Origin of the sequence: Rhodococcus erythropolis NBRC 15567 (assembly GCF_001552595.1) — a bacterium.
Lineage (GTDB): Bacteria > Actinomycetota > Actinomycetes > Mycobacteriales > Mycobacteriaceae > Rhodococcus_F > Rhodococcus_F erythropolis.
The window spans coordinates 77,550-103,514 of the sequence record NZ_BCRM01000020.1; the positions used below are offsets into that span (position 1 = coordinate 77,550).

The 25,965-nt window shown below is 62.7% G+C and carries 26 protein-coding genes; 9 read left to right on the forward strand and 17 right to left on the reverse strand.

The window, feature by feature from the left end; genetic code table 11:
* Positions 1-3 precede the first annotated feature (3 nt).
* Genes RE4_RS22580 through RE4_RS22595 form a run of 4 tightly spaced genes read right to left on the reverse strand, consistent with a single transcriptional unit; the run spans position 4 to position 3,392 of the window.
* On the reverse strand, positions 4-810 hold the full coding sequence (locus tag RE4_RS22580) for an ABC transporter ATP-binding protein (protein ID WP_060939379.1): 807 nt from the start codon (positions 808-810) through the stop codon (positions 4-6).
* Complete coding sequence (locus RE4_RS22585; RefSeq protein ID WP_202022878.1) at positions 810-1,592, reverse strand: ABC transporter permease; 783 nt, start codon at positions 1,590-1,592, stop codon at positions 810-812. The genes RE4_RS22580 and RE4_RS22585 overlap by 1 nt, the downstream gene beginning before the upstream one ends.
* Positions 1,593-1,594: 2 nt before the next feature.
* Complete coding sequence (locus RE4_RS22590; protein WP_174531779.1) at positions 1,595-2,377, reverse strand: ABC transporter permease; 783 nt, start codon at positions 2,375-2,377, stop codon at positions 1,595-1,597.
* Positions 2,378-2,387: 10 nt separating this feature from the next.
* The gene (locus tag RE4_RS22595) at positions 2,388-3,392 is read right to left on the reverse strand and encodes an ABC transporter substrate-binding protein (RefSeq protein ID WP_060939381.1); all 1,005 of its coding nucleotides are present in this window, start codon (positions 3,390-3,392) and stop codon (positions 2,388-2,390) included.
* Positions 3,393-3,587: 195 nt separating this feature from the next.
* Between RE4_RS22595 and RE4_RS22600 the strand changes: the two genes are divergently transcribed.
* Genes RE4_RS22600 through RE4_RS22610 form a run of 3 tightly spaced genes read left to right on the forward strand, consistent with a single transcriptional unit; the run spans position 3,588 to position 5,608 of the window.
* Positions 3,588-4,370 (forward strand): IclR family transcriptional regulator, encoded by a 783-nt coding sequence (locus RE4_RS22600; protein WP_019746079.1) that lies wholly within the window; start codon positions 3,588-3,590, stop codon positions 4,368-4,370.
* Positions 4,367-5,179 carry an alpha/beta fold hydrolase gene (locus RE4_RS22605; RefSeq protein ID WP_060939382.1) on the forward strand — a complete coding sequence of 271 codons (813 nt, stop codon included), beginning with the start codon at positions 4,367-4,369 and terminating at the stop codon, positions 5,177-5,179. Before RE4_RS22600 ends, RE4_RS22605 begins: the two co-directional genes overlap by 4 nt.
* Before the next feature lie 42 nt (positions 5,180-5,221).
* Positions 5,222-5,608, forward strand: coding sequence for a RidA family protein (locus tag RE4_RS22610; protein WP_003946047.1), 387 nt, complete (start codon positions 5,222-5,224; stop codon positions 5,606-5,608).
* Between the two features lie 13 nt (positions 5,609-5,621).
* Here RE4_RS22610 and RE4_RS22615 read toward each other — a convergent pair whose 3' ends face one another.
* The 9 genes from RE4_RS22615 to RE4_RS22655 all read right to left on the reverse strand — a co-directional run bounded on the left by RE4_RS22615 (position 5,622) and on the right by RE4_RS22655 (position 14,837).
* Positions 5,622-6,872, reverse strand: a complete 1,251-nt coding sequence (locus RE4_RS22615; protein WP_080945738.1) for a reverse transcriptase family protein — start codon at positions 6,870-6,872, stop codon at positions 5,622-5,624.
* Positions 6,873-7,112: 240 nt separating this feature from the next.
* Positions 7,113-8,054, reverse strand: coding sequence for an ABC transporter substrate-binding protein (locus RE4_RS22620; RefSeq protein WP_060939383.1), 942 nt, complete (start codon positions 8,052-8,054; stop codon positions 7,113-7,115).
* A 41-nt stretch (positions 8,055-8,095) separates the two neighbouring features.
* Positions 8,096-8,803 (reverse strand): class II aldolase/adducin family protein, encoded by a 708-nt coding sequence (locus tag RE4_RS22625; protein ID WP_020909735.1) that lies wholly within the window; start codon positions 8,801-8,803, stop codon positions 8,096-8,098.
* Positions 8,800-9,954, reverse strand: coding sequence for an LLM class flavin-dependent oxidoreductase (locus RE4_RS22630; RefSeq protein WP_060939384.1), 1,155 nt, complete (start codon positions 9,952-9,954; stop codon positions 8,800-8,802). The genes RE4_RS22625 and RE4_RS22630 overlap by 4 nt, the downstream gene beginning before the upstream one ends.
* On the reverse strand, positions 9,951-11,060 hold the full coding sequence (locus RE4_RS22635) for an LLM class flavin-dependent oxidoreductase (protein WP_060939385.1): 1,110 nt from the start codon (positions 11,058-11,060) through the stop codon (positions 9,951-9,953). Before RE4_RS22635 ends, RE4_RS22630 begins: the two co-directional genes overlap by 4 nt.
* Positions 11,057-12,100 (reverse strand): ABC transporter substrate-binding protein, encoded by a 1,044-nt coding sequence (locus RE4_RS22640; RefSeq protein WP_029256742.1) that lies wholly within the window; start codon positions 12,098-12,100, stop codon positions 11,057-11,059. The genes RE4_RS22635 and RE4_RS22640 overlap by 4 nt, the downstream gene beginning before the upstream one ends.
* The gene (locus RE4_RS22645; protein ID WP_031332129.1) at positions 12,084-12,926 is read right to left on the reverse strand and encodes an ABC transporter ATP-binding protein; all 843 of its coding nucleotides are present in this window, start codon (positions 12,924-12,926) and stop codon (positions 12,084-12,086) included. Before RE4_RS22645 ends, RE4_RS22640 begins: the two co-directional genes overlap by 17 nt.
* Positions 12,923-13,780 (reverse strand): ABC transporter permease, encoded by an 858-nt coding sequence (locus RE4_RS22650; RefSeq protein ID WP_060939386.1) that lies wholly within the window; start codon positions 13,778-13,780, stop codon positions 12,923-12,925. Before RE4_RS22650 ends, RE4_RS22645 begins: the two co-directional genes overlap by 4 nt.
* A gap of 4 nt (positions 13,781-13,784) precedes the next feature.
* The gene (locus tag RE4_RS22655; RefSeq protein ID WP_060939387.1) at positions 13,785-14,837 is read right to left on the reverse strand and encodes an NrtA/SsuA/CpmA family ABC transporter substrate-binding protein; all 1,053 of its coding nucleotides are present in this window, start codon (positions 14,835-14,837) and stop codon (positions 13,785-13,787) included.
* Positions 14,838-15,084: 247 nt separating this feature from the next.
* On the opposite strand from RE4_RS22655, the gene RE4_RS22660 reads away from it, so the two are divergent.
* The 4 genes from RE4_RS22660 (at position 15,085) to RE4_RS22675 (ending at position 18,533) form a co-directional block, all read left to right on the forward strand.
* A complete protein-coding gene (locus RE4_RS22660) occupies positions 15,085-15,834 on the forward strand; it encodes an IclR family transcriptional regulator (protein WP_020971387.1) in 750 nt (249 codons plus the stop codon).
* 117 nt (positions 15,835-15,951) lie between these two features.
* The gene (locus RE4_RS22665; RefSeq protein WP_031332131.1) at positions 15,952-16,422 is read left to right on the forward strand and encodes an NfeD family protein; all 471 of its coding nucleotides are present in this window, start codon (positions 15,952-15,954) and stop codon (positions 16,420-16,422) included.
* Positions 16,419-17,234, forward strand: coding sequence for a slipin family protein (locus tag RE4_RS22670; protein ID WP_020971385.1), 816 nt, complete (start codon positions 16,419-16,421; stop codon positions 17,232-17,234). Before RE4_RS22665 ends, RE4_RS22670 begins: the two co-directional genes overlap by 4 nt.
* 60 nt (positions 17,235-17,294) lie before the next feature.
* Positions 17,295-18,533: an HNH endonuclease signature motif containing protein gene (locus RE4_RS22675; RefSeq protein WP_060939388.1), complete on the forward strand. Its 1,239-nt coding sequence runs from the start codon at positions 17,295-17,297 to the stop codon at positions 18,531-18,533.
* A gap of 80 nt (positions 18,534-18,613) precedes the next feature.
* Here the strand turns inward: RE4_RS22675 and RE4_RS22680 are convergent, their stop codons facing one another.
* Positions 18,614-19,321, reverse strand: a complete 708-nt coding sequence (locus RE4_RS22680) for a pyridoxamine 5'-phosphate oxidase family protein (RefSeq protein ID WP_060939389.1) — start codon at positions 19,319-19,321, stop codon at positions 18,614-18,616.
* Positions 19,322-19,418: 97 nt separating this feature from the next.
* Here RE4_RS22680 and pdxR point away from each other — a divergent pair, with 97 nt between their 5' ends.
* Entirely contained in the window at positions 19,419-20,804 is a 1,386-nt protein-coding gene (gene pdxR, locus RE4_RS22685; RefSeq protein WP_060939390.1) for a MocR-like pyridoxine biosynthesis transcription factor PdxR, read from the forward strand.
* 59 nt (positions 20,805-20,863) lie between these two features.
* Positions 20,864-22,981 (forward strand): oxidoreductase, encoded by a 2,118-nt coding sequence (locus RE4_RS22690; RefSeq protein ID WP_060939391.1) that lies wholly within the window; start codon positions 20,864-20,866, stop codon positions 22,979-22,981.
* An 8-nt stretch (positions 22,982-22,989) separates the two neighbouring features.
* Here RE4_RS22690 and RE4_RS22695 read toward each other — a convergent pair whose 3' ends face one another.
* The 3 genes from RE4_RS22695 to RE4_RS22705 form a co-directional block, all read right to left on the reverse strand.
* The gene (locus tag RE4_RS22695; RefSeq protein ID WP_238077123.1) at positions 22,990-24,048 is read right to left on the reverse strand and encodes an isopenicillin N synthase family dioxygenase; all 1,059 of its coding nucleotides are present in this window, start codon (positions 24,046-24,048) and stop codon (positions 22,990-22,992) included.
* A 170-nt stretch (positions 24,049-24,218) separates the two neighbouring features.
* The gene (locus tag RE4_RS22700) at positions 24,219-25,322 is read right to left on the reverse strand and encodes an inositol-3-phosphate synthase (protein ID WP_003945979.1); all 1,104 of its coding nucleotides are present in this window, start codon (positions 25,320-25,322) and stop codon (positions 24,219-24,221) included.
* Complete coding sequence (locus tag RE4_RS22705) at positions 25,315-25,878, reverse strand: PadR family transcriptional regulator (RefSeq protein WP_003946014.1); 564 nt, start codon at positions 25,876-25,878, stop codon at positions 25,315-25,317. The genes RE4_RS22700 and RE4_RS22705 overlap by 8 nt, the downstream gene beginning before the upstream one ends.
* Positions 25,879-25,965 lie beyond the last annotated feature (87 nt).

Here is a 25,965-nt window from a genome sequence, read left to right on the forward strand (position 1 = left end):
CCACTACACGGGCGCCACCGTTTTGGACTGCTGGATCGCGGACAGCACCCTGTTACGGCACTCGATGAACAGTGGGTCCGCCTTGGTGGTCAGCTGATCTCGAGCTCCGGTCAACGGGACGTCGACGATGTCCTGCATCAATGCCGGCGTTCCGCCGAGTACGACCACTCGATCGGACAGGTACACCGATTCGTCGACGTCGTGGGTGACCATGAGGACGGTGATACCAAGATCACGTTGAAGCGTCAGCAGCAGGTCTTCGAGTTCCGCGCGGGTCTGCGCATCGACCGACGCGAAGGGTTCGTCCATGAGGAGTACCTGCGGCCGATAGGCGAGAGCGCGAGCTATCGCTACTCTCTGCTGCATTCCGCCGGACAACTGCCAGGGGTAGGAACGCGCAGCACCACCTAGACCGACAACGGCGAGTGCATCGGTAACCCTCTCGTTCTGAACCTTCCGCGCCAGACCGTTGCCCCGCAGCGGCAGGCGAACGTTCTCGCCCACTCGAAGCCACGGCATCAGTGTGCGTCCGTAGTCCTGTGACACGAGAGCCAGAGTGGCGGGCGGTGCATCGATCGCGATCCCGGCGATGCGGACCTCACCGGTGGTCGGCTTCTGCAGACCGGCGATGCAACGAATCAGCGTGCTTTTGCCGATGCCGGAATGGCCGACGATGCAGACGATTTCTCCCGGTGCGACCGTAAGGTCGATCCCGCGGAGCACTTCGCGGCCGGTGGGGCCGCCGTAGGTCACCCCGAGGCCGCTCAGTTCGACTGCGGGTATCGATGCCGCAGATTCTGTGGATGACATCAGTTTCCTTTCACTGCGAGAGCGTCGTGGGTCCGCGGCTGCCATCTGAGCAACCATCGTTCGATCACGCCGTATCCGAGGTTGAGCACGTATCCGATGATTCCCAGCAGGAGAATTCCGGACCACATGTCCGCGATGGCGAATGTCTGTTGCGCGACGATCACGAAGTGACCGATTCCTGCAGTGGAGACATACATTTCGCTGCCGACCATGATGACGACACCGATCGCGAGACTGGTACGGATACCGACTGTTATCTGCGGCATCGCTCCGGGGAGGAGTACCTGCGTCACCAGGAGGGGTGTACGGATCCGGTAGCTGCGCGCCACCAATCGGATACTCGGGTCGATGGAGCGAATGCCGTCGAGGGTGTTGAGGAGTATCGGCCAGACCGCACCGAAGGCGATGGCGGCAACGTTACCGGTCGAACCGGTTCCGAAAACGATGAAGAGGGCGGGCAATACGGCCAGCGCCGGAATGGCGCGGAAGAACTGGAGAAACGGATCGGCAATATCGGCAGCCAGCGGGAACAGGGCCAGCAGGAGACCGGCGCCGATGCCGACCACCAGTGCCACGGCGAGACCGAAGGCAAGGTTGGTCAAGCTCGGTACGACGTCGTGGGCGAATCCCGGACCGAACCAGTTGTCCACAAACGCTTTCCAGATACGCGACAGTGGCGGGAAGTAGGGTGACTTGCTCGACTCCGAACCGAAGTACCATACGACGACGATCAAGATCGGCAGCCACAACTCCCACGCGAGGAGTCGAAGTCCTGACATCATCTTCACGTCGTCATCCTCCTCGGGATGTAATGCCAAGCAAGTAAACGATTCTCGATCGCCATCACGGCGAAGGCGAGCAGCATTCCGAGTAGTCCGGCGACGATGATCAGTGCGAACATTCGATCGGGGACGGATTGGCTCAGCAGGATCTCCTTACCGAGTCCCGGCACGCCGGCGATCAATTCTGCACCGATGGTCAGCAGCAAGCTCAGTGTTGCCGAGATGCGAATTCCGGTGAAGATGTAGGGCATCGACGCCGGTGCGACGACGAGAGCGAGTCTGCGCCACAGCGGAAGTCGGAAGGAGCGTGCGGTCGCCAGCAGTTCCGGGTCGACGTTGCGCACACCGTGAATCGTCTGGAGCAGAATCGGCCACACACTTACTGCCACGATCAGCGCCACCGCCATCCGTTGGGTCGGGCCCATGATCAGCAGAAAGAGCGGAATGATTGCGAGCGGCGGAACGGTTCGGCAGAAGTCGATGACGAAACGGGAGGAGACCGTCAGGAACGGGTGCGCGGCGAGCAGCAGTCCTGCCGGGATCCCGATGACCAGGCACAGCGCCAATCCGATCGCTGTGGTGGTCACCGTTTGTCCCAGTGATGTCCACAACGAGGACGTGCCGAGTTCGTTCACAAGGGCCACTGCCACGTCGCTGAACTTCGGAATACCTTTGACGTCCTCGTCGCCGAGCATTCCGAAGATCTGCCAGGCGGCTCCCAACGCGAAGAGCGTCAGCAGCCGACCGAGCAGAACCTGCCTGCGGCGAGTCTGCAGGGTTGTCAAGGCGGACAACTCAGTTGGCCGGTGTCAGCAGGGATTCGGCCTCGACCGAATCCGTCAGTACCCCGTACTTGACCAGCAGTTCGATCTCCGTGCCGAGAGCACCCGGTTCCACTACTGCGACGAACTGAGGATTCTTGCTGTTGGCCAGCATTTCGAGCGGAATCTTGGCTTGTGTCGAGAGCGCAGCCTTGACGGCGCCCGGATTCTGATTGGCGTAGTCGACGGATTTGGCAAGCGCCGTGCGGAATTTGGCGAGTGAGTCCGGGTTCGCGTCGACAAACGATTCCGAAGCGACCAGCGAGGTCCCTGGCACACCGGGCGCGGCCAAGGGGAAGGGGTGGCCGAGGATCTTCAGCCCCGAGTCGGTTGCTTTGCTCAGGAACGGATCGATGAGGAATGCCGCATCGGCTCCGCCAGTGGAAACAAGGTCGCCGAGGTTGGGCATGGGCGCCTGAATGAACGAGATCTTGTCCGCTGCTCCACCGGACTTCTCCACCGCAGCAGAGATGACTGCCTCGCTGACGGACTTCAATCCGCTGATCGCAACGGTTTTGCCTTCGAGGTCACGGAAGCCGCTGATGGAACTGTCTTTGGCGACGACGAGGCCGGACTGGTCGACGCCGTCACTCGCGGCAAAATTCGTGAGTCCTCCGACGATGGTGACGGGCATGTTCTGGCTGCGTGCCTGAATTGCGGCGGCGGCGGTCGTGGCTGCCATATCTGCATTTCCGCTGAGCAGCAACGGAATTTGAGCCGAGGAACTAGCACCGCCCTCGACGAGTTGGATGTCGAGTCCTTCGTCGGTGAAGTATCCCTGCTCCATTCCGAGCCAGATCGGTGCGAAGTCTGCGATCGGCTGAGGCGCGATTCGAATCGTGGTGGTCTGGGTGCCCCCGTCGTCGGAGGCCGTGGCGTCGCTCGAGCAGCCGGTCAGTGCCAATGCTGCGGTCGCGACCGCAGCTAGGGCAACAACTCTGAACCGTGGTGTCGACCGAAGGGTATGTCCAACCGTCATGTCCGAAAGCCTCTCGCTGGGAAAGATATGACTTCCTTGCCGGTAATCCGGTGGGAAGGTGAAGACGCTCAAAGAATTCCGTACGCCGGAACGATTGTTGTGACTATAGTAATTTCCAAGACGAATGCCAAGGGTTTTCCAAGAACACGAGATTTCGGATCGCCGGGTACATCCACGGCACCGGGAGGGGATCGGATGACGAAGGGTTCTGCGTCCGCCGTCGACAAAGCGCTGGATCTACTCGAGGCCATCGCGCGCTCGACCACGCCGATGAAGCTCAGCGAACTGGCAGAAGAAGTCGGGATGCTCCGCCCGACTGCGCACCGAGTGCTCGGAGAACTCGCGAACCGTGGTTGGGTCTTCCGCTACGACGGTCGCTATCTCCCCGGCCCGGCTGCACTGCAGGTTTCCCACGAAGCGGCAGCGCACTCGTTGGCGGCCTTGTGCGATCCGACCATGCGGGTGCTGTCCGAGAGCACCGACATGATGGTGAATCTGCAGGTTCTCGAGAGCGGCGGAACGCGGATCATCGCGGCGCTGCGTCCCGAGAGACTCAAGATGATCACTCGGATGCTCGGGGATCTGCTTCCGCCGCACCGGTTCGCGGGTCCGCTCGCGTTGGTCGCGGCACTCGAGGACAACACCCGGGCGCCCTACCTGGCGATGGTGGAGAAGAGCGGCTATCCGCTGGAAGGCCCCACCGGCTTTCTCGCCGACATAGCCGAGACGCAGAAAACCGGATTCGCCGTTGTACACAAACGATCTCAGGACATCATCGGTTCGGTCTCGCGTGCAGTGTCTTCCCGCAAGGGATCTCCGCTCTGCGCGTTGACGGTGATCGGGTTCGATACCGACTTCGATGCGAAAACGACGCGAATGGTCGAAGAACACCTGCTGCGGGCCACCGATGAAGTGCAGCAACTCCTCACTGACCACACTTCGGGCAAGCGCCCGTCCGACACAGGAGAAGAAGGATGATTTCACGGACCGAGGGCTTCATCACCGTCGCAGACGGCGAACGGGTCTGGTACGAGACTGCCGGCGAAGGCCCGGATCTGATTCTCACGCACGGTCTCGGCGGCAACGCCGCGGTCTGGTACCAACAGGTACCGTACTTCGCTCAGCATTATCGGGTAATCAGCTGGGATCAGCGAGGATTCGGCCGGTCCACCAACGAAAAGGGCAACCACGGCCCGGTAGCGGCAGTCTCGGATCTGATCGAAATCATGAACCTGTTGGAGGTCGATCGAGCGCACGTGGTCGGCCAGTCGATGGGCGGTTGGGCCGCATTGGGGACCGCGATCGCTGTTCCGGAGCGGGTGGAGTCGGTAGTCCTGGCCTGCACGACCGGCGGCATTCCCGTCGGATTCGGCCCGGACAGCGCACCTCCCCTCACCGCGGCGCCCGTCACGGCGCGGCCACTGGGGGAACACCCCGCTGTGGGCGGACGGTTGCCGAGCTTGGACATGGCGAGGGCATACCTGTACCAAGCTCTCGGCACCTTCGGTCATCGCCCACCTGACACCGAGTTCTTCCGAATTCTCAAGGCCCACAACTACTCGCCGAGCGATCTTGCGGCGGTGACGGCGCCGGTTCTGCTGATCGCGGGTGAGCTGGACGATTTGATGACACCCGAGCGGATTCGCAGCGCCGCCGAGTTCCTGCCCCACGCCGAAGTGGTCGAACTTGCCGACCGCGGCCACTCCCCCTACTTCGAGGACCCACACGCGTGGAACGAGTTGGTGGCGCACTTCCTGGCCGATGTTCGTGCCCGCCCAGTGCGCTGAAACACCAACTCGTCACGCATATTCCAACTCCGAGGAGATCTAATGGATTCATCTCAGACCGTCGAGTTCATCCCACCCGCTTTCGATACGCCGTTCTCCACCGGAGTGCGCGTCGGAGACGTTCTGTATCTGTCGGGTCAGATCGGCATGCTCCCGGACGGGACTTTGGCCGACGGCTTCGAAGCGCAGGCTCGACAGACCATGGAGAACATCGTGGCTTCGCTGATCGCTTACGGTTCCGGCGTCGAAGCAATCTTCAAATGCACTGTCATGCTTGACGACATGTCTCGTTGGCAGGAGTTCAACAAGGTCTACCTCGAGTACTTCCCGGCGTCGAGACTGCCGGCCCGCAGTGCGTTCGGAACAGATGGACTGGCGCTGGGTGCGCACATGGAGGTCGAATGCATGGCGTACACACCGCGGGTCTGACTGCTCGCGGGCACTAGCCGTCCCAATCCACACGTTCAGCCAGGCGCAGCAACGTGCGTCGGCGTGTAGTGCTGGTTTCGCCGATGTGCGCGATCCGGCCGTAGACGTGGGCGCGGAAGTTCTCGATACCGTCCCGATTCTGTTCCTGCGCAGAAGTACTGGCGGCATTGTGCAGCAGGGCGCGCAAGCGATCGTAGTCGTCACGCGGATACGACGGTTGGTCGTTGATCACCAGCCCGGTGAGGTGTTGGCGTCGATGAGGGCGCATCACCTTGGTCTTTCGTGGATGGATGGCAAACCCTTCGTCCCTGGCGATCTGCTCGACCGTCCAGAGGAGGGTTCCGACGTCGGCTACTTCAATTCCGGAGAACGCGAGGTCGTCGGCGTATCGGGTGTAGGTGAGCCAGTTCGCTTGTGCGAGTCCACTCAAGCGGATGTCGAGTTTGCGTGCGACGAGATTCGCCAGTGCAGGCGAAGTTGGCGCGCCTTGCGGAAGATGCGCGGTGCGTAGCTGTGATGCCTGTGCATACGGTAGTCCGCGCAGGGTATCGGCAGGTGTTGCAACAGTGCACAATCCGGTGAGAACTCCTGCCACTGCGGGTGGATAGCCGAGGGCTGTGAAGACGGCGTGAACGCGGCTGCCGCTGATCGAGGGGAAGAACTGCGCGAGGTCCACACCGATCACGATTTCCGACTGTGCGTGCGGCGCTGCAAAAGTCAGAGGGCTTCGACCACGGACGAATCCGTGTGCCGCGTCGTGTGGGGGCACCAGGTCGAGTATGCGGCGCAGAATCTTGCGCTGAATTTCGCGCAATCGAGGTTTCGGTACCTCGAGGAGGCGAGCGCCGGTCTTCTTGCTGATCTGCATGGGCCGGTAGTGGCGTAGCGGTAGGGGTTTCGTGCGGAGCCATTCCCCTCGGTCGGCAAACCACTCGAGTTCGGAGATCGTCAGATCCAGTGAACGAGCCAGGTCCACACTGGTGTTGTAGCGGGGAACGTCGAACCGCCACACCGAAGATTCATTGGTGTCCAGTGAGAGAGGAACAGGCCGCAGGCGAGGTAGTTCGCGAAGCAATCGGTACAGCGTTTGCGGTTCGAACGGTGGGGCGGGCATGAGGTCGAGAACGCGCACGGCCAGGAGCGTCGGGGAAACGCCGAAGACGGTTCCGAATGCCTCCTCGAGGCCGCTGAGGGTCCACGGAGCATCAGCAGCCGCAACGGCCAGACGACGCGCCAACTCGGGATCGAGCTCGAAGTCACGCATGATTCGACCCCGGGATGCGACGGGGCGGGGTGACCAAATCCTTTGTCCGGTGCGGCGGCAAGCACGCGGAGCGTGCCGAACGCCGGTGGACGCAGTATCCAATTCTTCTGGCCGACCCAGGGGTTACCCCTGAGACTGGTCGCGTGGACCAACTCTCACCCACGCGCCGCCGCATCCCTTCACAATGGCAGACCGTTCGGTATCTGTCACGTGTGAAGCGGATCTGTCAGGTGTGGGTTCTCAGATCGACGAACGATCCGAACCGACGAACTCGCTGATCCACGGCACGACTGCTTCACGGACGGTGACCGCCTTCGGCAGTAGTCCGTTGCTCAGCAGGAGATCGGCCGCGCGCTGCTGCTCGTCGAGGAACTCGTCGGTGACCGGGTTGACACCGAAAGGACGTCCGCGCAGTGCAGCTTCCCAGGCATCGAGGCTCGTGGACCCGCCACGCTTCTCGATGTCGTCGACGAAGATCTGCGCGGCTTCGCGGGGGTTGGCTTCGATCCAGGCGTCGGATTCCTGCAGGGCCTCGATGATCGCCTGGAGGGCCTCCGGGTTGGTATCCGCGAAATCGCGCCGGGTGAACCACAGTGAGGGGTGGCTGAAGAGTCCGTCGGTGGCGACCAGCGTGCGCAGTTCGTGGTTCGCTTCGATGTCCGTCAGCCCCGGGTACGCCCCTACCCAGGCATCGATGGTGCCGTCGACGAGGTCCGCTTCACCACCGCGCACGTCGGTATCGACGGGGACGATGTCGGACCAGGTCAGCCCCGCCTGATCCAAGGCGAACAACAACAGTGTGGTCTGCCACGATCCGTGCGCGATGCCGACGCGCTTGCCGCGCAGGTCCTCTACCGTGTTGATCTCGGACTCTGCCTTGACTACCAGGCGCCCGTTCTCCACGCGGGGGCCGGAGATTCCGATGTAGACGAGATCGCGGCCCTGGGCCAAACCGGTGACCGGCGGCGTGAAGCCGGTTCCGATCACGTCGTATCCGCCCTCCTCGAACAGCCAGTCCGAGTGCAGGGTCGGCAAGGCGTTTTCCGGGTTCACTGCAGGCTTGGCGGGAAGCTCACGCAGGTCCACCCACTCGACGTCCGGGAGACGACGTTCGAGGATTCCGGTGTGGCGCAAAACGAACAGTGAATTGTTGTGTGGGAAGTATCCGACGCGAACGGTCATGAGATCTACGCTTTCCTGTTCTGAATCAGTGATGGGGGTGGCTAGATGAGGCCGCGTCGACGCGCCTCGTCGGCGAGTCCGCTACGGCCCCACTGGACCGTGAGGTTGGACGGATCGAATTCGACCGAACCGCCGAGGGTTTCGGCGATCGCCTGGAACTGCGCGCCTTCCTCGAGGAGGACGACGAACTTCGCGAGGTCGAGCAACCCGCTGCGGCCGATGACGTTGACCCCGCCGTTGGCTTCGAAGATCGCCACCAGATCGGGATCGTGTTCGAGACGCTCGAGAATGAACTCGCCCGCAGAACGGGACCGATCGATGTGCGGCGGAATCTCTCGGGAGAGCGTCAGCCTCTGCGAAGCCGCATATCGGATGGGTAGCGTCCGGTGTGTCTGGGCCCAACCGCCGAGCCACGGAGTGTGGATGTGGACAACGCTGGTGATTTCCGGATGCTCACGGAACACTGACGCGTAGCCGGTGACAAAACCAGCCGATCCGTTGCCGGACAGCACCTCTCCATCGAACGTAGCGACAACCGGTGACACCGACGGATCGTCCGCCCACGGTCCCGGGTCGTTCAGGGCGACCGCGATTTCGGTGCCGGGTACGCGTTCGACGAAGTTCACGGTCCCGTTGGCTGCAACCGTTCCAGTCTTGCGGAAGACGTCGAATGCCTTGTCTGCTGCTTTGCGCGCTGCTTCGACGAATGCTGCGGTATCGGCGTCGAGTCGAGTTTCGGTGGTGGTCATCGAGTCTCCAGTCCAGAAGGTGTGATCGGGGTGCGCTGCAGGAGGGGAAGAACTTCTTCGCCGACGCGGTATGCCTCTTCGAGATGCGGGTTACCCGCGAGGATGAAGGCGTCGACGCCCAGTTCGCGCAGCTCGTCGAGTCTTTCGGCGACCTGTTCGTAGCTGCCGACCAGTCCGAACGCTGGTCCGCCGCGGATGAGGCTGAAGCCACACCACACGTTGGGCTGCACTTCCAGATCTCGGTAACCGGTGATGTGTTCGGGCACCCACCCCTTGATGCGGGCGGCGCCCACCGAATCACCCTGCGCTGCGCGGTCGGCGGCCCCCTTGTCGACGAAGGCCCAGCCTTTCTCGATCTCGGCCCACGCGGCTTCTTCGGTGTGCCGGGCAACGACGTCGATGCGTACGGCGAACTTCGGGGTGCGGCCCAGCTTGGCCGAATTCTCCCGCACGCCGTCGATCTTGGCTCTCAGATCGGCGTACGGCTCCAGCCAGGAAAGGTAGTAATCGGAGTGCAGTCCGGCGGCGGCGACGGCTGCTGCCGAAGATCCGGAGAAGTACACCTCGGGAAACGGCTGGCCGGCAAGTCCGGGTGGAAGTGCAGCACCGTGGGTTTGGAAGAATCGACCGTCGAAGTCGAAAGGTTCGCCGTCCCACACACCCTTGAGGACATCGAGGAACTCGGACGTCCTGGTGTAGCGATCGTCATGGTCGACTTTGTCGCCCCACCACAGCTGAGGCGCGCCGCCTCCACCACTGATGATGTTGTAAACCAGACGTCCGCCAGTTGCTCGCTGCAGACTCGCCGACATCCGCGCGGCCTGCACTGGGTGAAGGAACCCCGGTTGGAACGCGACCATGAAACGGTACGTGGTGGTCTCGGCGGCCACCGATGCTGCGGTCGCCCACGGATCCTCGGTCATCGGGAAGGACGGCAGCAGTCCACCGAGGAAGCCGGCAGACTCGGAAGCCTTTGCCACCGCGGCCATGTGGTCGATGTAGCTGTATCCGTCCAACTCGCCGCCGCGGATCGCGGGAGCGATGTTGCCCGGCCCGTATCCACCGGCATCGCCGCGGTTGTAGCGACGCGGAGTACGCAGCGACGCGTGGTCGCCTTCCATCCCGATCCGCCAATAGAAATCGATGCTCATGCTGTGGCCTTCTCTTCTGTGGTGGCCTTCTCTTCCTTGCGGATCCGACCCTCGGGATCGACCAGGTGCAGGAGATGCTCGCCCGCCCGGTGCAGCTCTTCGATGTGTGGCCGACCGGACAAGACGAAACCGTCCACGCCGAGATCGCGATACGACGACAATCGCTGTGCCACTTCCTCGTAGCTTCCGACGAGGCCGATACTGTGCTCGTAGCCGATGCGGTCGAATCCGGACCACAGGATGCCGCCCCGATCGATCTCGAGTGCAGCGGAATCGGCTTCTCTCAGTTGCCGTTCGACGCGAGCCCAGGCTTCGTCGGCTGTCTCCCTCGCGATGATCGGGATGCGCAGGACCTTCTCGACGGTCCTGCCGAGTTCGGATGCTCGGTCGTCGAGGGTGGTGATCCGTGTCGACAACTCGTCACCGGCAAGGGTGAACTGATGGACATCGGCATGGTGGGCCGAGAGTTCCAGAGCTTCCGGTGAGTCTCCGGTCAGATGTACTCGGGGAAAACGGAGTCCCGACAAGATGCCTCGGAATCCGCCGCCGAGTACGTCGTAGTATTCGCCGTCGAAGTCGTAACCCGTGCCGCCGAATCCGCCGGGGAGAATCTGTTCCTCGTTCCACACACCGCGTGCGACGGTCAGGAACTCCGCGGCGCGCGCGTAGCGGTCGGCTCCTCGAACCACGTCTCCGCGAGCAGCGGCGTCTTCGGGGTCCGTCTCTACCTTCACTCGCCATTCGAGACGACCTGCCGACAGGCGCTGAAGTGTCGCCGACATTTTGGCGGCGTAGACGGGGGTGCCGAAAGTGGGGTGAAACTCCACGACCACTCGCGAATGACGCGTCTGACGTAGGGCGGCGGCAGCAACGATCCAGGATTCTTCGCCATTCGGATCGTACGGTGCGACAACGCCGTCGACGCCCGACAGTTCGGCTGCGAGAATGATCTGTGCCAATTCGTCGAAGGGCCCGAAGTTTCCGGGGCGAACATCGGTCGCGACGGTAGTCGGTCGCTGTGGCCCGAAGCCGCCGCGACTGTTCAGCGCGGCCACTGCCCGACGTCCGTCACCGCGCGAGGGCAGCTCCCAGTAGACGTCCGTCATTCTTCTGTGCCCTTCTGCGCGGCGACAAGTGCGCGTGCCTGTTCCAGTGGTTCGTGCGCCACCCAGGACTGCAGGTCGAAGTCGGCGGCAAGGAAGCCGTGCGCATACAGGAATTGTTTCTGCACGCCGAGCAGGTCCACACGCTCGTCCGACAGGCTCAAATGCAGTCCGGTGTGGAAGTTCTCGCCGTAGGCTGCCACCACACCTTCGGGCCCGGACTGTGTTTCGGTCTGCAGCACGGCTCGGACCTCGTCGATGTTGGCTGCGGCCCAGTCCGCTGCTCTCAGGCTCTCGGCGAGGAAACCGACGACGATGTCCGGGCGCTGTTCGAGTAGGTCGGCATGAACCGTGATCGGTCGTGGGGTGCCGTTGTTGACGCGATCACGTAGGGATGCAGTGGAATCGAGATCGACGGCAACGGCGAGGCCGTGTTCGCGGGCAACTTCCTGGGCGCGGGCGCCCTTGACGTAGATGGCATCGACGTCGCCGCGGAGCAGGGATTCGACACCCCACGTCGTGTTGCGGGTGGACGAGGCGGTGCGGACCTCGGGGGCTGCGGTCGTCGCAACCTCGACGAGGGTGACGTCGGCAAAACTCAACTCGCCCAGTCGAAGTGCGGAGGCGAAGCCGTGCAGGGCCATGGCGCGAGGAAAGCTCCTGGCCTGATCCGCAGCCCAGGCCGGGATACCGATCCGAGCGCCGGCCAGAAGACCTGCTTCGCGGATGTCGGAGTCTCCGCGCACCAGGATTGCCTGGGCCTCGTCGATCCAGGTGAGCCCGATGAGCCTCGTCGGAGAACCACTGGCACGCGCGGCCAGTGCGGGGACGTTGCCGCCTTCGCGAATGAGTCCGGAGAGATGGTGATCGAAATGGCGCACTGCCAATTCCGGTCCGGCATCTTGCAGTACGCCGAAACGCACTCCGGATTCGTTTGCCGTCCGGTCGAGCCAACCGAGACTGTTGGCGAGACCGCTGGCGGTGGGAACGGGGCAGCGGGTGTACCAGAGTGTGTCGATTGCGGAATCAGCGATCAATGTCATGACTGTCCTGTCCGTCGGGGAAGGTGCGGCCGACACCGAGTTCCTTCAGGAAACTCGCTCGGTAGCGCAAAGATTCGGGATCGTTCCGATCGCGGGGGCGTGGCAGGTCGATGTCGACGTCCACGGCAAACCCGCCCTTGTCGAGGATGAGCACGCGGTCGGCAAGTCGTACGGCTTCGTCGACGTCGTGCGTGACGAGTAGTACAGCCGGACGGTGACGGGCGACCAGATCGCCTACCAAGTCTTGCATTTGGAGCCTGGTCAAAGCGTCGAGGGCCGCGAACGGTTCGTCGAGCAGTAATAGTTCAGGTTCGCGAACGAGAGCGCGAGCCAATGCGACGCGTTGGGCCTCGCCGCCGGAGAGGGTGGCCGGCCAGGCACGGTGCTTGTCCGCGAGGTTGACCTCGGAGAGTGCGTTGCGTGCATTGTCGGTCACCTGACGTGAACGCTTCTGTCCGACTGTGACATTGGCCAGAACTCGCTTCGACGGGATCAATCGCGGTTCCTGGTAGACAACCGTGCGGTCGCGCGGAACCAGCACCTCGCCGCTGTCCGGTGCTTCCAAACCGGAGAGCACTCGCAACAGGGTCGTCTTGCCGGTGCCGCTGGGGCCGAGGAGAACGACGAACTCTCCGCGTGTGATCTCGAGGTCGATACCGCCCAGAACAGTCTTGTCACCGAACGACTTCCGCACTCCGGTGAGCGAAACTGCCACCGGTGATCCGGCACGTCGCTCGGCCGCAGTGGTACCGGTCCGCTCACGCGTTGCCAACGGCGGCAGAGGTGCTTCGGTGGTCGGCAGCGAGCCGACGGTCGTGTTCGTCATCGCGCCACCGACAATCTCCGCCACGGCATGGAGTACCGCTCGATCAGCCTGACGACGGCGTCGAAGATGAGACCCAGCGCCGCGTACATGACGATGCACAGAACCATGTAATCGGTGCGGTTGTATTCCTGCGCCAGAGTGACCAGGTATCCGATCCCCTCACGTGTGCCGACCTGCTCGGCGGCGATCAATCCGGTGATGCTGAGCGACAGGCAGATTCGAAGCCCCATCAGAACACCGGGGAGGGCGGTCGGAAGAATCGCTCCGAACACCAGTCGCCAACCTGTCAGTCCGAAACCCTGTGCCGCTTCGACCATCTTGCGATCGACCCCGCGCACTCCCAGGTAGGTGTACGCGTACATGGGGGCGACGGTCGCGACCGCGATCAGGACCACCTTGAAAGTTTCGTCGATACCGAACCAGGCGATGAACAGCGGAACGAGCGCGAGGAACGGGACCGCGCGATTGATCTGCATGGTCGAGTCGATCAGTTCTTCACCGAGCGAGGAGAGACCGGACAGAACCCCGAGCACCAATCCGACGACCACACCGACCGAAACACCGAGTGCAGCACGTTGAAGCGACGCGAGACCGAAGTCGACCAACTGACCCGACTGGTAAAGCTCGACGAATGCCGTCCACACCGCCGGAGGTCCGGCCAGGATCTCTTCGCGGATCAGTCCGGTAGCGGATCCGATCCACCATCCGGCAACCAGCAGCGCGGGCACGAGGAAGCGGAGGGGGATCGAGACCCACTTGGGCCTGCTGCGATTGCGCCGGTAGCGGGGCGTTTCGAGTTGCGGATGTTCCACTGACTGCGACGCCGTTCGTGCGGGGCGGGTCAGCGTCACCATCGGGTCACTTCCCCTCGGTGGTGGGCGCTGCCGCTGCCGAACCTGCCACAGCACCCTGGAGGTCGAAGATCACATCGCTGCCCTTGAGCGGCTGCTGGATCACCTTGTTCTCGGCGAACAGTGTGGAGATCGATTCGAGGTCGGTGGCATCCGCTGCGGTCGGATAGCGGAAGTTGGTGATCTGGCCGCCCAGGGTGATCGCGTCGTCGAGCCGCTGTCCGGAGAGTGCACGCGGACCGGTCTGTTCGAAGACGTTCTCGAAGGCTGCTGGGTCGGCCTGCTGCTTCGCGGTGAGTTCCTGGGTGACCTCGAGGAACTTCTGGACCACCTCGGGATGCGCTTCGAGTACTGCGGTGCGGCCGGCGATGATGGTGCTGTCCACGGAGTCGATGCTCGCCTCGGTTGCGATCTCGACCGCGCCCTTGGCCTTGGCCTCCTGATACGGAATCAGGAACGATGCCCACGCGTCGACCTGCCCGGTGGAGAACGCCGACGCGGCGTCTGCCTGTTGCAGCGGAACGCGTTCGACGGAATCGATCGGCACTCCGGCCTGTGTCAGGGCCTTGAGCGTGATGTACTCGCCCTTACCTGCAGGGTTGACGGCGATGCGCTTGCCGGCCAGATCTGCGACGGTCTTGATTCCGGATTCCGGAGTGGCGATGATGCCGGCCTGGTCCTTGTTGTACGGGTCGGACGTGGCGAAGATGCGGACACCCACGTCCTTCGACAGTGCGCCGACGACGGGACTGTATGCGCCGGTTTGGATGTCGAGTTCTCCGCTGTTGAACAGTTTGAGGTTGGAGCTGAATCCCGGTGTGGTCTTGACCCATTCGATCTTTACGCCCAGCGGTGCCAGCGCCTCGTCGTAGGTTCCGTCACGCTTGCCGACGGCGATGGCACCGGAGTTTCCGGGATCGAAGACTTTGAGCGTGAAGTCGGCGCTGGAATTGCCTGCGGCGCTGTCGGAATCGGAAGACCCACACGCCACCGCCAACCCGGCCAGCGGGATCATGGCGAGCGCAGCGGCAGCTCGTGGCAGTCGGCGGAAGCGGGACATGTATGTGGCTCCTTCAGGCGTTGATTCGTCAGAACTGACGACGATGACGCTATTGGGTGCGTGTCTGTTTTACCCCCGTTTGTTTTCTGGAGATTGGAAATCTTGACAACATAGGAAGTCTGTTCATCTGGGCTTTTGTGGGTCCGCGTCTGGTTCCTTTCCGCCTGATGGAAAGGATGGCCGGACTGCTGGGTCCGTGTTAGCGTCCGATTCTCAGGTCGATCAGGCCACAGCGAAAGGATCGTTCGTGACGGACGCACGCGGCGCGGGAGTTCAGACGGTAACTCGTGCCCTGACCATGCTCACATGTTTTCGCAGTGGCGAAGAACTGGGAGTCTCGGAAGTTGCGCGGCGACAAGAGCTTGCGGTCAGCACCACGCATCGATTGCTGCAGTCGCTCGTCGACGCGGGGTTCCTCGAGAAGGACGACGCAACCAGTCGGTATCGCATCGGCGCGGCGCTGGCGGCCTACGGACAGGTCTCCTACCGGCAGCATCGGATCTATCTGTCCGAGCCCTATTTGGAGCAATTGGCCGCGACGACAGGAGCATCCGCCTCCCTGGCAGTGCGAAGCGGAAGTGAGGTGGTGTTGCTCGGATTCAGCCGATGGCGCGAGGCCGACGGGCACGTGCTCCAGGGTGTCCGCCTTCCCTTGCATGCGAGCGCACTGGGGAAAGCCTTTCTGGCTTGGTCCGATGTCGACGATTCCGAGCTCGCTGCGCTGCCACGTGAAGCGACCACTCAGCGTGCGATCACCGATGTTGCCGGTATCCGCCGGGAATTGGAACTGACTCGTGAGCGAGGATACGGATTCAACGACGAGGAGTTGACCCCGGACTACCGAACGATCGGAATTCCGATCATCGATGGATCCGGCACTGTGCGTTACGCTCTCGGGCTTCGTGGTCCGGTCGAGCTGATGATCGACGAACGGATTCCGTTCCTCGCCGACCTTGCCAAGGTAACTGCGCGACAGATCGGTGAAGTGCTTCTCTGAACTGGCGTGAAGCGCTTGTGGCAGATCCGGCCGAACGTGATTACCGTTGAAGTCGAGGGCGCGATCGCACAATGGCTACGCGACGTGACCGCGTCCTCGCGAGCGTGGAGACGAGTGATGACGACGATCGGTGTCGTTGCCCTGCTGCTGGGCGTCCTGTTGATCGTGGTCGAGGCGCATGCCCCAACCGCGGGGGTGCTCGGTGTGCTTGGAGCACTCATGATCGGTGCCGGCGTCTGGATGCTTTTCACATCCGACGGTATCGGGCAATTGATCGCGATCCCGGTGACGGCGGGGGTCGCGGTAGTCGGCCTGGGCGTGGTGGCGGTAGCGAGTCGAAAAGCGCTTACCGCGCGCCGCGCGCCCGTGCGTACCGGAACGGAATCTCTTGTCGGCTCCGACGCGACCGTTCGCAGTTGGACCGGCGCGCAGGGGCAGGTCGAGCTTGACGGCGGATTATGGAGTGCTCGAATGGAATTCGGGTACGACGACTCTGTGCCTGCCGTGGGCGAATCCGTCGTCGTAGAGCAGGTACGAGGCCTGACTCTGAGAGTGCGCCGTCGTGAACCGTGGGAGCTGCCGCTATGACCACCGTGCTTGTCGTGTTGTCCGTGTTTGTCGTGCTGATTGCAGTCCTTGTGGGAATGTCGGTGAGAGTTCTGCGCGAGTACGAGCGCGCGGTGGTGTTCCGCCTCGGCCGATTGATCACCTTGAAAGGCCCAGGCCTGGTGATTCTGGTGCCGGCGATCGATCGTATGGAACGGGTCAGTCTGCGAACCGTCACGCTGAAAATACCGGTCCAAGAAGTGATTACCCGCGACAATGTTCCGGTGAAGGTCACCGCCGTCACGTACTTTCGGGTCGTCGACGCTGACCGTTCGATAGTCGAAGTCGAGGACTTTCTGGCCGCCACCTCACAGATCGCCCAGACCACACTGCGCTCCATCCTCGGTAAAGCTGAGCTGGACTCGCTGCTATCCGAACGTGAACGCCTCAACGAGGATCTGCAGAAAGTCATCGACCAGCAGACCGAACCGTGGGGCGTCAAGGTCACGACCGTCGAGATCAAGGACGTCGAGATTCCAGCCAACATGCAGCGCGCCATCGCCAGGCAAGCAGAGGCCGAACGTGAACGTCGAGCCAAGATCATCAACGCCGACGCAGAGTTTCAGGCTTCGGCCAAGCTCGCCGAGGCGGCCGAGGTGATCAGCCGCAATCCGACCACCCTGCAATTGCGATATCTGCAGACACTTCACGAGATCGGTAGCGAGAACAACTCCACCGTTGTCTTCCCCTTGCCGCTGGATCTTGTCCGGCCCTTCATGGGCGGTCAAGCGGAGGTCTCCACAGCCACCCAAGAACATGCCCGTTCTGTCTGGAATGCGAAAGTTGTTGATTAGCAGCTAGTTTCATCTCGATATCCTCTTGTATTCGAAACTGTGTTCGAATATGATTGCTGCATGGACAGTCGGGATGCATGGCAGCTGGATGGTGAGGGCCTCAAGAGTGAGGTTCTGGATCTGGTGCGTGTCCGGCACGAGTTGCAGTCGCGGATGGTGTTGTTGATCGTGGAGATGTTTTCCCGTGAGGTTCTCGGGGGGAAGGGTTTTCGGGCGATCGCACAGTGGTTGCATGGTTCGACGAATTTGGAGATCGGTGAGTGTAGCCTGCTGGTCGGGTTGGCGCGGTTGTTGATGCTCGAACCTGTTGTCGCGGATGCGTTTCATCGTGGTGATGTTGATGCGTTGAAGGCGCGGCAGGTGGCGTCGTTTTGTCAGCATCCGCCGAAGAACATGACCCTGGCGGATGTGGACAAGGCTCGCGGGATTCTGTTGGGGTTGGCGTCGAAGAACATTGCGGATTGTGATGCGGTGCGGGCGGCGATTCGGCGGATCGAGAAGCAGTACGGGACGCGTGAGGATGGTGTTCCGGTCGGGGAGGATTCGGAGCGGAATGAGTTCTATGCCTCGAAAGGCTTGTACGGGCGTGTGTCTGTGAAGGGTGACTTGGATGCTGTGAACGGGGCCCGTCTGATCACGTTGCTGTCGAGCCTGTCGGCGCCGACGCCGGAGAAGGACGGTGTCAAGGACACGCGCACGCCTGCATTACGGCGTGCGGACGGGTTTTGCGAATTGTTGCGCCGGTACGAGCGGGCGGGGTTGGGTCCGATCGAAGGTGGAGTGAAACCACACATCACGGTGACCGCGTCGGCTAAGGACATGACGGACCTGCAAGCGTTGAAAGACCTCCTGCCGTCCACTGAGGAACTCGGGTTTGCGTGGACCGATTGGGTAGGCCCCATCAGTATCGACACCGCCCGGATGCTCGCCTGCGACTGCACAGTCACCCGGATCCTCCTGGATGAGAATGGTGTTCCGCTCGACTGCGGCAAGGAAGCGAGAACAGCGACGGTGCCGCAGCGGCGGGCTCTTGCGGTTCGTGATGGTGGGTGTGCGTTTCCGGGGTGTGGGACGCCGTCGGGGTGGTGCGATGCCCATCATATTGTTCACTGGGGTGATGGTGGCCCAACAGATCTCGACAATCTGATCTTGTTGTGCGGTCATCACCATCGGACGATGCACCACACCGAGTGGCGGGTGGAGATCGGCCCGGATCGGAAGACGGTGTTCTATCCACCGATGTCGATCGATCCGTATCAACAGCCGATCGGCGGGAACAGCCCGCCCACAGCAGCCTGAACAGGCGCAACTGAATACGTACACACCGGGGCATAGCCATGCCCCGGTGCGAGCTGCGTTTGTCGGAGTCGCGTGTGCGGTCAGAGCATCGTCGAGATATGGTCCGGAAGCGCGACACCGGAGTCGAGATCCTCGGACGGGATCGGTTCACCGAAGTGCGTAGCTGCGGGAACTACTCCAGCCCAAACGGTTTCGACACCGATGTCGGCGGCATCGTCGCCGGGGCCGCCGGTGCGGGCCTTGACGGAAGCCTCGTACAACGGCAGTGCAAGAACGATGGTTGCCGCCATTTCCTTGCGCGTGTGATCCCGCAAGTGTTGGGAACGTCCGGGAACCACCTGGTCGACGATCAGATTCAAAGCCTTCACTCGCTCGTCGCCGTCGGTCACGACTCGAGGTGATCCGACGATGACGCCGCTGCGGTAGTTCATCGAGTGGTGGAAGCCCGACCGCGCCAACACGAGCCCGTCGAGGATCGTGATGGTGATGCAGATTTCGCTGTCCGGAGCCAAGCTTCGCGAGGCCACCGAGCCGTGAACATAAATAGACCCGCCGCGGTCAGGGCCGTCGAGGTCGAACCCGTACGCGGTGGGAAACACCATGGGAACTCCGCCGACGTTCACGCCCATGTGGCACAGCTTCGCAGACTGCAAGACGTCGACGAGTGCCGCGCGTTCTGCGACGCCGTGGTGGCGGGCGCGCTTGTGCGTCGTACGTGCTGTCGGAGACAGCGGAATAGGTGCAGTGGGGGCAGGAGCAGGGGCAGCAAAGACAACGGCATCTGTCATGCAGACAATGCTGGTGGCAAAGTGGCTTCAAGTCATGGTCCAATCAGTGGAGACTTCGATAGGCCACTTCGATTTTCCACTTCCGAGAGGGTTCTGAATGTTTCTTCCTTCGGCGGTAGCCGTCGTCCTCGACCGGACAGATCGGCGGGCGCTCCCGATCCAGATTGCCGACCACCTCAGAGCTGATATCCGCAGTGGTAAGGCGGCAGTGGGTCTGAGGTTACCCAGTTCCCGGAAGCTGGCGGCGGAGCTCGAGGTGGCGCGGGGCGTCGTGGAACGGGCGTATGAGCAGTTGATCGCCGAGGGTTGGCTTGTCGCTGTGCACGGCTCGGGCACCTTCGTTGCCGAGGCGCCATCTCCCGTGGTCACTCCCACGACTACACCGAAGAAGATCGCCGACAAGATGTCGCCCAGGGTGCAGCTCCGGCCGGGCGTGCCGTGGACGCCGCCGCGTGCATCGGCAGCGTGGCGGCGGGCGTGGCGTGACGTCGGGTCCAAGCCGCCACCATTCGAGGATCCCGATCCTGCGGGTGACTACGAATTGCGTTCGGCACTATCGGAATTGCTGGCAAGAGCCCGCGGAATGTCGGTTGAACCCGAGAGAATCCTGATCACCTCAGGTGCCACGCATGGTCTCGGCCTCGCCCTGTCGGCTCTGCGTACCCGTGGTGCTGTTCTGGCGATGGAAGATCCCGGATACCGGTATGCGTCCTCGGCCGCAACAGCCTGTGGATGGTCGCTGCTCGACGTGCCCGTCGACGCTCATGGTCTCTGTGTCGACCAACTCGAAACGGCGTCGGAGAGCGTCCGCGGTGTGTATGTGACACCGTCCCATCAGTATCCGACAGGTGGGCTGCTTCCGGTAGGTCGGCGCAACCAGTTGATCGAGTTCGCACGCGCCCGCGACGTCGTCCTGTTCGAGGACGATTACGACTCCGAATTCCGTTACGACGTAGCGCCTTTGCCTGCGCTCGCCCAGTTGGCTCCTGATCGGGTGGTGTATCTCGGAACGGTTGCCAAAACGCTCGGCGCCGGAATTCGATTGGGCTGGTTGGTAGCTCCCCTCGACCTGGTCGACCGCATAGCAGTACACCGCAAGCGAATCGGCGACTTCCCGTCGGTTCCGCTGCAGCAAGCGCTCCTGTCCCTGCTCCGTGACGGCGAATGGGATCGAGCGGTACGTACCGCCCGGCGCAGGTACCGGGATCGCGATCGGGCGGTGGAGGAAGCACTGTCATCGTTCGGTGAACTGCGGGGTCTCGGCGCCGGCATGCACACGACGCTCATGCTCGACGCGGATCTGGCAGCCACCGTTGCTCGTGAGGCGCTCCTGCAAGGCGTCGAAGTGCCCACCCTGGTCGAGTCCACCCGAACGCACGGAGACCCCGGCGGATTGGTCATCGGCTACGGACGAGTGGAATCCGCAGACCTCGAATATGCGCTCGAGGTGATAGCCGGGTGCCTCGCACGTCACAGCGCGTGAAGTCTCGATGATCGGGAGTGCGGCAACGGATGGGCGTGGTCCAGTTCTAGCGTCTGCTCGTGACGATCCGAAGCCAGACCTTTCCGCACCTGCTCGCACCAGGCACCATCGGCCCGATGACCGTGCCCAATCGTGTGGTTCTCCCTGCGATGGACATGAACCTGTGTGAAGACGGGGAAATCGAAAAGGGCGACATCGACCACTTCGTGGCTCGTGCGGCCGGTGGAACGGGTCTGATCATCACCGGTTGCTGCGCTGTTGCGTATCCGCTGGGCTGCACCAGCCGCAAGGAACCGGGGCTCTCCGAAGACCGGTTCATCCCCGGACTCAAAGCGCTGGCCGACGCGGTGCACGACGCAGGCAGCAAGCTCTGTGTGCAGATGACACACCACGGCAAGGTGGCGCGCATCGATACCCTCGACGGCCGACCCCAGTTGGTCCCGTCCACACCGAAGCCGCCGGGTGACATGAGTGCGATGGCCGATTGCACGCCCGAAGAACTGGGCAAGATGGCTGCCATCAACGAGGGCAAGAGGGCGACCTACCACGAGGCCACCAAGGAAGATCTTGATTGGCTCGTCCGCATGTTCGCCGAGGCTGCCGGACGGGTGAAAGCGGCGGGCGGCGACGCCGTCGAGATTCACTGTGCCCACAACTACGTCCTCGGAGCGTTCCTGAGTCGGTACACGAATCAGCGCAGCGATGAGTACGGAGGTTCCATGGAGAACCGTGCTCGCCTGGCTTGTGAGGTTATTCGGGCGGTCAAGGAGGAGGTCGGTGGTGCGCTTGCCGTCATCGTGCGTCTGGCCGGTCAAGAGTACGGCGAAACCGACGGGCTGACCGTCGACGAGGCTGCTGCGGCCGCCAAGATGTTCGAAGAGGCCGGCGCTGACGCCATTCACGTCACCGGTACCGCGCTGAATGCTTTTGCCAACTTCACCGACGGCCCCCTGCCCGACAAGGTCGGCTACTACACGGACAATGCAACGCGAATCAAGCAGGCGATATCGATCCCCGTGATCACGGTCGGACGTATGCTCCCCGAGGTCGGCGAGAAGATGATCGCGGAAGGTCGCACGGACTTCGCCGCGATGGGCCGCCAGCTCCTGGCCGATCCACAGCTGGTGAACAAACTCAAAGACGGTGTACCCGAGCGGGTTCGGCCTTGCATCAATTGCTACGTCTGCGTGCAGGAGAACTTCTGGGACGAGACCCCGCTGTGCGCGGTGAACCCTGCCCTGGGCAACGAAGCGCTGCTCCCCTTCGTTCGGACCAGCACTCCGAAACACGTTGTTGTGGTCGGAGCGGGCCCCGGTGGTCTCGAAACGGCTCGCGTGGCCGCTGAACGTGGGCACCGAGTCACGGTGTTGGACAAATCCGATCGCCTCGGCGGCACCCTGTGGTTCTCGAGCCTCACTACCCCGGACAACGGGCGTCTGCTCAGCTGGTTGAAAGTGGAGATCGAGCGTCTCGGTGTCGATGTTCGACTGAAGACCGAAGCCTCGGTTGCTTCGATCCGGGCACTGAACCCCGACGCCGTAGTCGTGGCCACCGGTGCAGTTCGTGAGCGGCCTAGTGTTCCGGGCGGCGACTTGCCGCACGTGCACACCGGTGATTCGTTGCGCGCGTTGATGACCGGAGCGGGAGACGTCTCACAGGTGCCGCCGTTCCTGCGGACGATGGCCAAGTTGGGCAAGCTGTCCGGTATCACCAAAAGCCCCGCGGCGATCCGAGCTGTGACCCGCAAGTTCCTGCCCATGGGTAAGGACGTTGTCGTGATCGGTGGTTCGCTTGTCGGACTCGAGCTTGCGGAGTTCCTGGCCGAGCGAGGTCGCAATGTGACGCTGATCGAAGAAGGCCAGCAGTTGGGTATTCCGATGGCGATGCCGCGCCGCTGGACGGCTGTGCGCCACGCCAAGCATGTCGGTGTGGACATTCACCGCAATTCAACGGTGCAGCGAATCACCAAGGAGCACGTCGAATTCCGTTCCGGTGAAAAGACACTGACCGCTCCAGCCGACATGGTTGTCGTCGCCTCGGGGGTGTCAGCGCAAGCGCCGCTGGCCGACGCTCTGATCGGCGTAGTCTCCGACGTGCACGTGGTCGGTGACGCGGTGAACGTCGACTACATCGAAGGTGCGATGCACACGGCGTGGAAAGTTGCGATGGATCTTTGACCCATCCCCTAGGTAGCGCTTTGTGCCGCAACGATGTCCGGCCACCATCGGGCCGCGACATCGGGGTGCGCACGTAGTCGACTCTTGAGGGCGTTCGCCCCGTAGGAATCGTGGATCGGGTTGTTCGCGTCCACCGTGACGCCGGTGGCGCGCGACGCCAGCTCGGGCGGTAGGTCGAACTCCGGGATCTGCGCTGCGTAGTTCGGGTTGAAGAAGAACGGCACCGAGATACGTTCACCGTCACCTTCGGGTGAAACTACCCGGTGCACAGTCGCTTTCAAGTAGCCGCCGGTAGCGACCTCGAGAAGTTCGCCGATGTTGACCACCAGCGCCCCGTCGATCGGCGGTGCGTCGATCCAATCGCCGTCGTGCTCGACCTGCAGACCGCCCTTGCCCGGTTCGACATAGAGCAGTGTCAGTACACCCGCGTCCTTGTGCCCGCCGACGCCCTGGGAGCCGGCACCTTTCGGGCGGCCCGGGTAACGCACCACCTTGATGAGGATCGACGGATCGTGAGCGAACGCGTCGTCGAAGATGTTCGCATCCTGGCCCAGGGCTACCGCCCATTCGCGTAAGAGGCTCAATGCGATCGAGGTGAGTGTGTCGTTCCACTCGGTGATGACGTCGCGGAGTTCGGGAAGGGCGTCGGGCCACTGGTTGGGGCCCTGCAGGATCTCCCAGGCCGGTGAGGCGTCGGTGCGCTCGGCCGCGGGCTGTTCGGCGCCGATGTCGATCTGCTCGCGCCAGTCCTGCTTGCCTTCGGTCAGTTCGCCGCCGAGCCTGGTGTACCCACGGAAGTGCGGGCTGCGGACGTTCTCGATCGCGAGCTTCTCGGCAGTCGGTAGCGCGAAGAACTCGCGGGCGACGGCGAGGAGGCGTCGCTGCAGTTCGTCGGGAATTCCGTGGCCGACCAGGTAGAAGAATCCGACCTCGTGGGTGGCCGCGCGGAGCTGAGTGCGGAACTGCTCGGCGGTGTCGGGGTTCTGCGCAAGCGACAGATCGAGCACTGGCAGCGACGTAATCGACATGGGGTCCTCGATCCGTGTGATGGTTCTGATGTTCATCATTCCACGCTGATCGGCACCCGGACCCGCGCGGCGATTCGGCAGCCGCAGGCGTGATTACCCGCGCGGATGCGGAAACACCCTGCGGATAACAGAATCGGGGCCTTGCGCCGTTGGCGCAAGACCCCGAATCAGCGTGAACCTAAATCAGGCCTCGTCGGCCCGGCGTCTAGCTACGCCTCGTCGGCTCCGATGATGAACGCTTCGAGCTCGATGCGAGCCTTGTCGTCGGCCATCTGGACCGGCGGGGACTTCATCAGGTAAGCGGAAGCCGGGTAAACCGGTCCACCGATGCCGCGGTCCTTGGCGATCTTGGCTGCGCGGACGGCGTCGATGATGATGCCGGCAGAGTTGGGCGAATCCCAGACCTCGAGCTTGTACTCCAGGTTCAGGGGAGCGTCACCGAAGGCGCGGCCTTCGAGGCGGACGTATGCCCACTTGCGGTCGTCGAGCCACTCCACGTAGTCCGAGGGACCGATGTGGACGTTGCGGTCGTGAACCTTGCCGGCAAGTGCGCCGGTCAGGTTGGACGTCACGGCCTGGGTCTTGGAAACCTTCTTGGACTCCAGGCGATCACGCTCGAGCATGTTCTTGAAGTCCATGTTTCCACCGACGTTGAGCTGGTAGGTGCGGTCCAGCACGACGCCGCGGTCTTCGAACAGCTTCGCCATCACGCGGTGGGTGATGGTGGCGCCGACCTGGCTCTTGATGTCGTCGCCGACGATCGGGACGCCGGCGTCCTTGAACTTGGCAGCCCACTCCGGGTCGGAAGCGATGAAGACGGGCAGGGCGTTGACGAATGCAACGCCTGCGTCGATCGCGCACTGTGCGTAGAACTTGTCAGCGTCATCGGAACCGACGGGCAGGTAGGAGACGAGGACGTCGACCTGAGCGTCCTTGAGTGCCTTGACGACGTCGACGGGCTCGGCGTCGGACAGCTCGATGGTCTCGGCGTAGTACTTGCCGATGCCGTCGAGGGTCGGGCCACGCTGAACGGGAACGTCCAGGGGCGGGACGTCGGCGATCTTGATGGTGTTGTTCTCGCTCGCGAGGATCGCCTCGGAGAGGTCGAAGCCGACCTTCTTGGCGTCGACGTCGAACGCAGCGACGAACTGCACGTCGCGGACGTGGTACTTACCGAACTTGACGTGCATGAGGCCGGGGACCGTCTGGGTCTCGTCGGCATCCTTGTAGTAGTGGACGCCCTGAACCAGGGACGAGGCGCAGTTACCCACGCCCACAATGGCTACGCGCACCGCGGTGCTGTTCTCACCCATGGTCGGGTTCTCCTTCTTTCCGGGATGTTCCTGTTGTCGATTGCTCGGCTGCGATCAATTCGTTGAGCCAACGCACTTCGCGTTCACTCGATTCGAGTCCGAGCTGATGGAGCTGACGGGTATAGCGGTCCAGCGATCCGCTGGCCCGACCGACGGCCTCGCGGAGCCCCTCACGGCGCTCCTCGACCTGGCGTCGCCTGCCTTCGAGGATCCGCATCCGCGCTTCTGCGGGGGTGCGGCTGAAGAAGGCGAGGTGAACGCCGAAACCGTCGTCGGTGTAGTTCTGCGGCCCGGTGTCGGCGACCAGTTCGGTGAACCGTTGCCGACCTTCCGGAGTGAGCTGGTAGACGCGACGCGCCCGACGCTTGAGCGTGCCGGTGGCAGTGTCGACGTCTTCCGAGATCAATCCGTCGGCTTGCATGCGCCGCAGTGCCGGGTACAGCGATCCGTACGAGAACGCGCGGAATGCGCCGAGCAGACCAGTGAGCCGCTTACGCAGCTCGTATCCGTGCATCGGTGACTCGAGGAGCAGCCCGAGGATTGCGAGTTCGAGCAACTGACAAACCTCCCGAGTCGTTGAACCTAACCGCTTGATGCGATAACCAACTATATCGCGCCGATATATAAAACCACACTGCGGCCC

Coding starts and splice junctions, on each gene's coding strand:
- RE4_RS22635 (WP_060939385.1), bottom strand. CDS start 11,060: ATGACGGACGTCTACTGGGAGCTGCCCTCGCGCGGTGACGGACGTCGG.
- RE4_RS22625 (WP_020909735.1), bottom strand. CDS start 8,803: ATGACCACCACCGAAACTCGACTCGACGCCGATACCGCAGCATTCGTC.
- RE4_RS22670 (WP_020971385.1), top strand. CDS start 16,419: ATGACCACCGTGCTTGTCGTGTTGTCCGTGTTTGTCGTGCTGATTGCA.
- RE4_RS22600 (WP_019746079.1), top strand. CDS start 3,588: ATGACGAAGGGTTCTGCGTCCGCCGTCGACAAAGCGCTGGATCTACTC.
- RE4_RS22620 (WP_060939383.1), bottom strand. CDS start 8,054: ATGACCGTTCGCGTCGGATACTTCCCACACAACAATTCACTGTTCGTT.
- RE4_RS22695 (WP_238077123.1), bottom strand. CDS start 24,048: ATGATGAACATCAGAACCATCACACGGATCGAGGACCCCATGTCGATT.
- RE4_RS22650 (WP_060939386.1), bottom strand. CDS start 13,780: ATGGTGACGCTGACCCGCCCCGCACGAACGGCGTCGCAGTCAGTGGAA.
- pdxR (WP_060939390.1), top strand. CDS start 19,419: ATGTTTCTTCCTTCGGCGGTAGCCGTCGTCCTCGACCGGACAGATCGG.
- RE4_RS22675 (WP_060939388.1), top strand. CDS start 17,295: ATGGACAGTCGGGATGCATGGCAGCTGGATGGTGAGGGCCTCAAGAGT.
- RE4_RS22610 (WP_003946047.1), top strand. CDS start 5,222: ATGGATTCATCTCAGACCGTCGAGTTCATCCCACCCGCTTTCGATACG.
- RE4_RS22605 (WP_060939382.1), top strand. CDS start 4,367: ATGATTTCACGGACCGAGGGCTTCATCACCGTCGCAGACGGCGAACGG.
- RE4_RS22640 (WP_029256742.1), bottom strand. CDS start 12,100: ATGACATTGATCGCTGATTCCGCAATCGACACACTCTGGTACACCCGC.
- RE4_RS22585 (WP_202022878.1), bottom strand. CDS start 1,592: ATGATGTCAGGACTTCGACTCCTCGCGTGGGAGTTGTGGCTGCCGATC.
- RE4_RS22580 (WP_060939379.1), bottom strand. CDS start 810: ATGTCATCCACAGAATCTGCGGCATCGATACCCGCAGTCGAACTGAGC.
- RE4_RS22680 (WP_060939389.1), bottom strand. CDS start 19,321: ATGACAGATGCCGTTGTCTTTGCTGCCCCTGCTCCTGCCCCCACTGCA.
- RE4_RS22595 (WP_060939381.1), bottom strand. CDS start 3,392: ATGACGGTTGGACATACCCTTCGGTCGACACCACGGTTCAGAGTTGTT.
- RE4_RS22700 (WP_003945979.1), bottom strand. CDS start 25,322: ATGGGTGAGAACAGCACCGCGGTGCGCGTAGCCATTGTGGGCGTGGGT.
- RE4_RS22645 (WP_031332129.1), bottom strand. CDS start 12,926: ATGACGAACACGACCGTCGGCTCGCTGCCGACCACCGAAGCACCTCTG.
- RE4_RS22665 (WP_031332131.1), top strand. CDS start 15,952: ATGACGACGATCGGTGTCGTTGCCCTGCTGCTGGGCGTCCTGTTGATC.
- RE4_RS22630 (WP_060939384.1), bottom strand. CDS start 9,954: ATGAGCATCGATTTCTATTGGCGGATCGGGATGGAAGGCGACCACGCG.
- RE4_RS22615 (WP_080945738.1), bottom strand. CDS start 6,872: ATGCGTGACTTCGAGCTCGATCCCGAGTTGGCGCGTCGTCTGGCCGTT.
- RE4_RS22655 (WP_060939387.1), bottom strand. CDS start 14,837: ATGTCCCGCTTCCGCCGACTGCCACGAGCTGCCGCTGCGCTCGCCATG.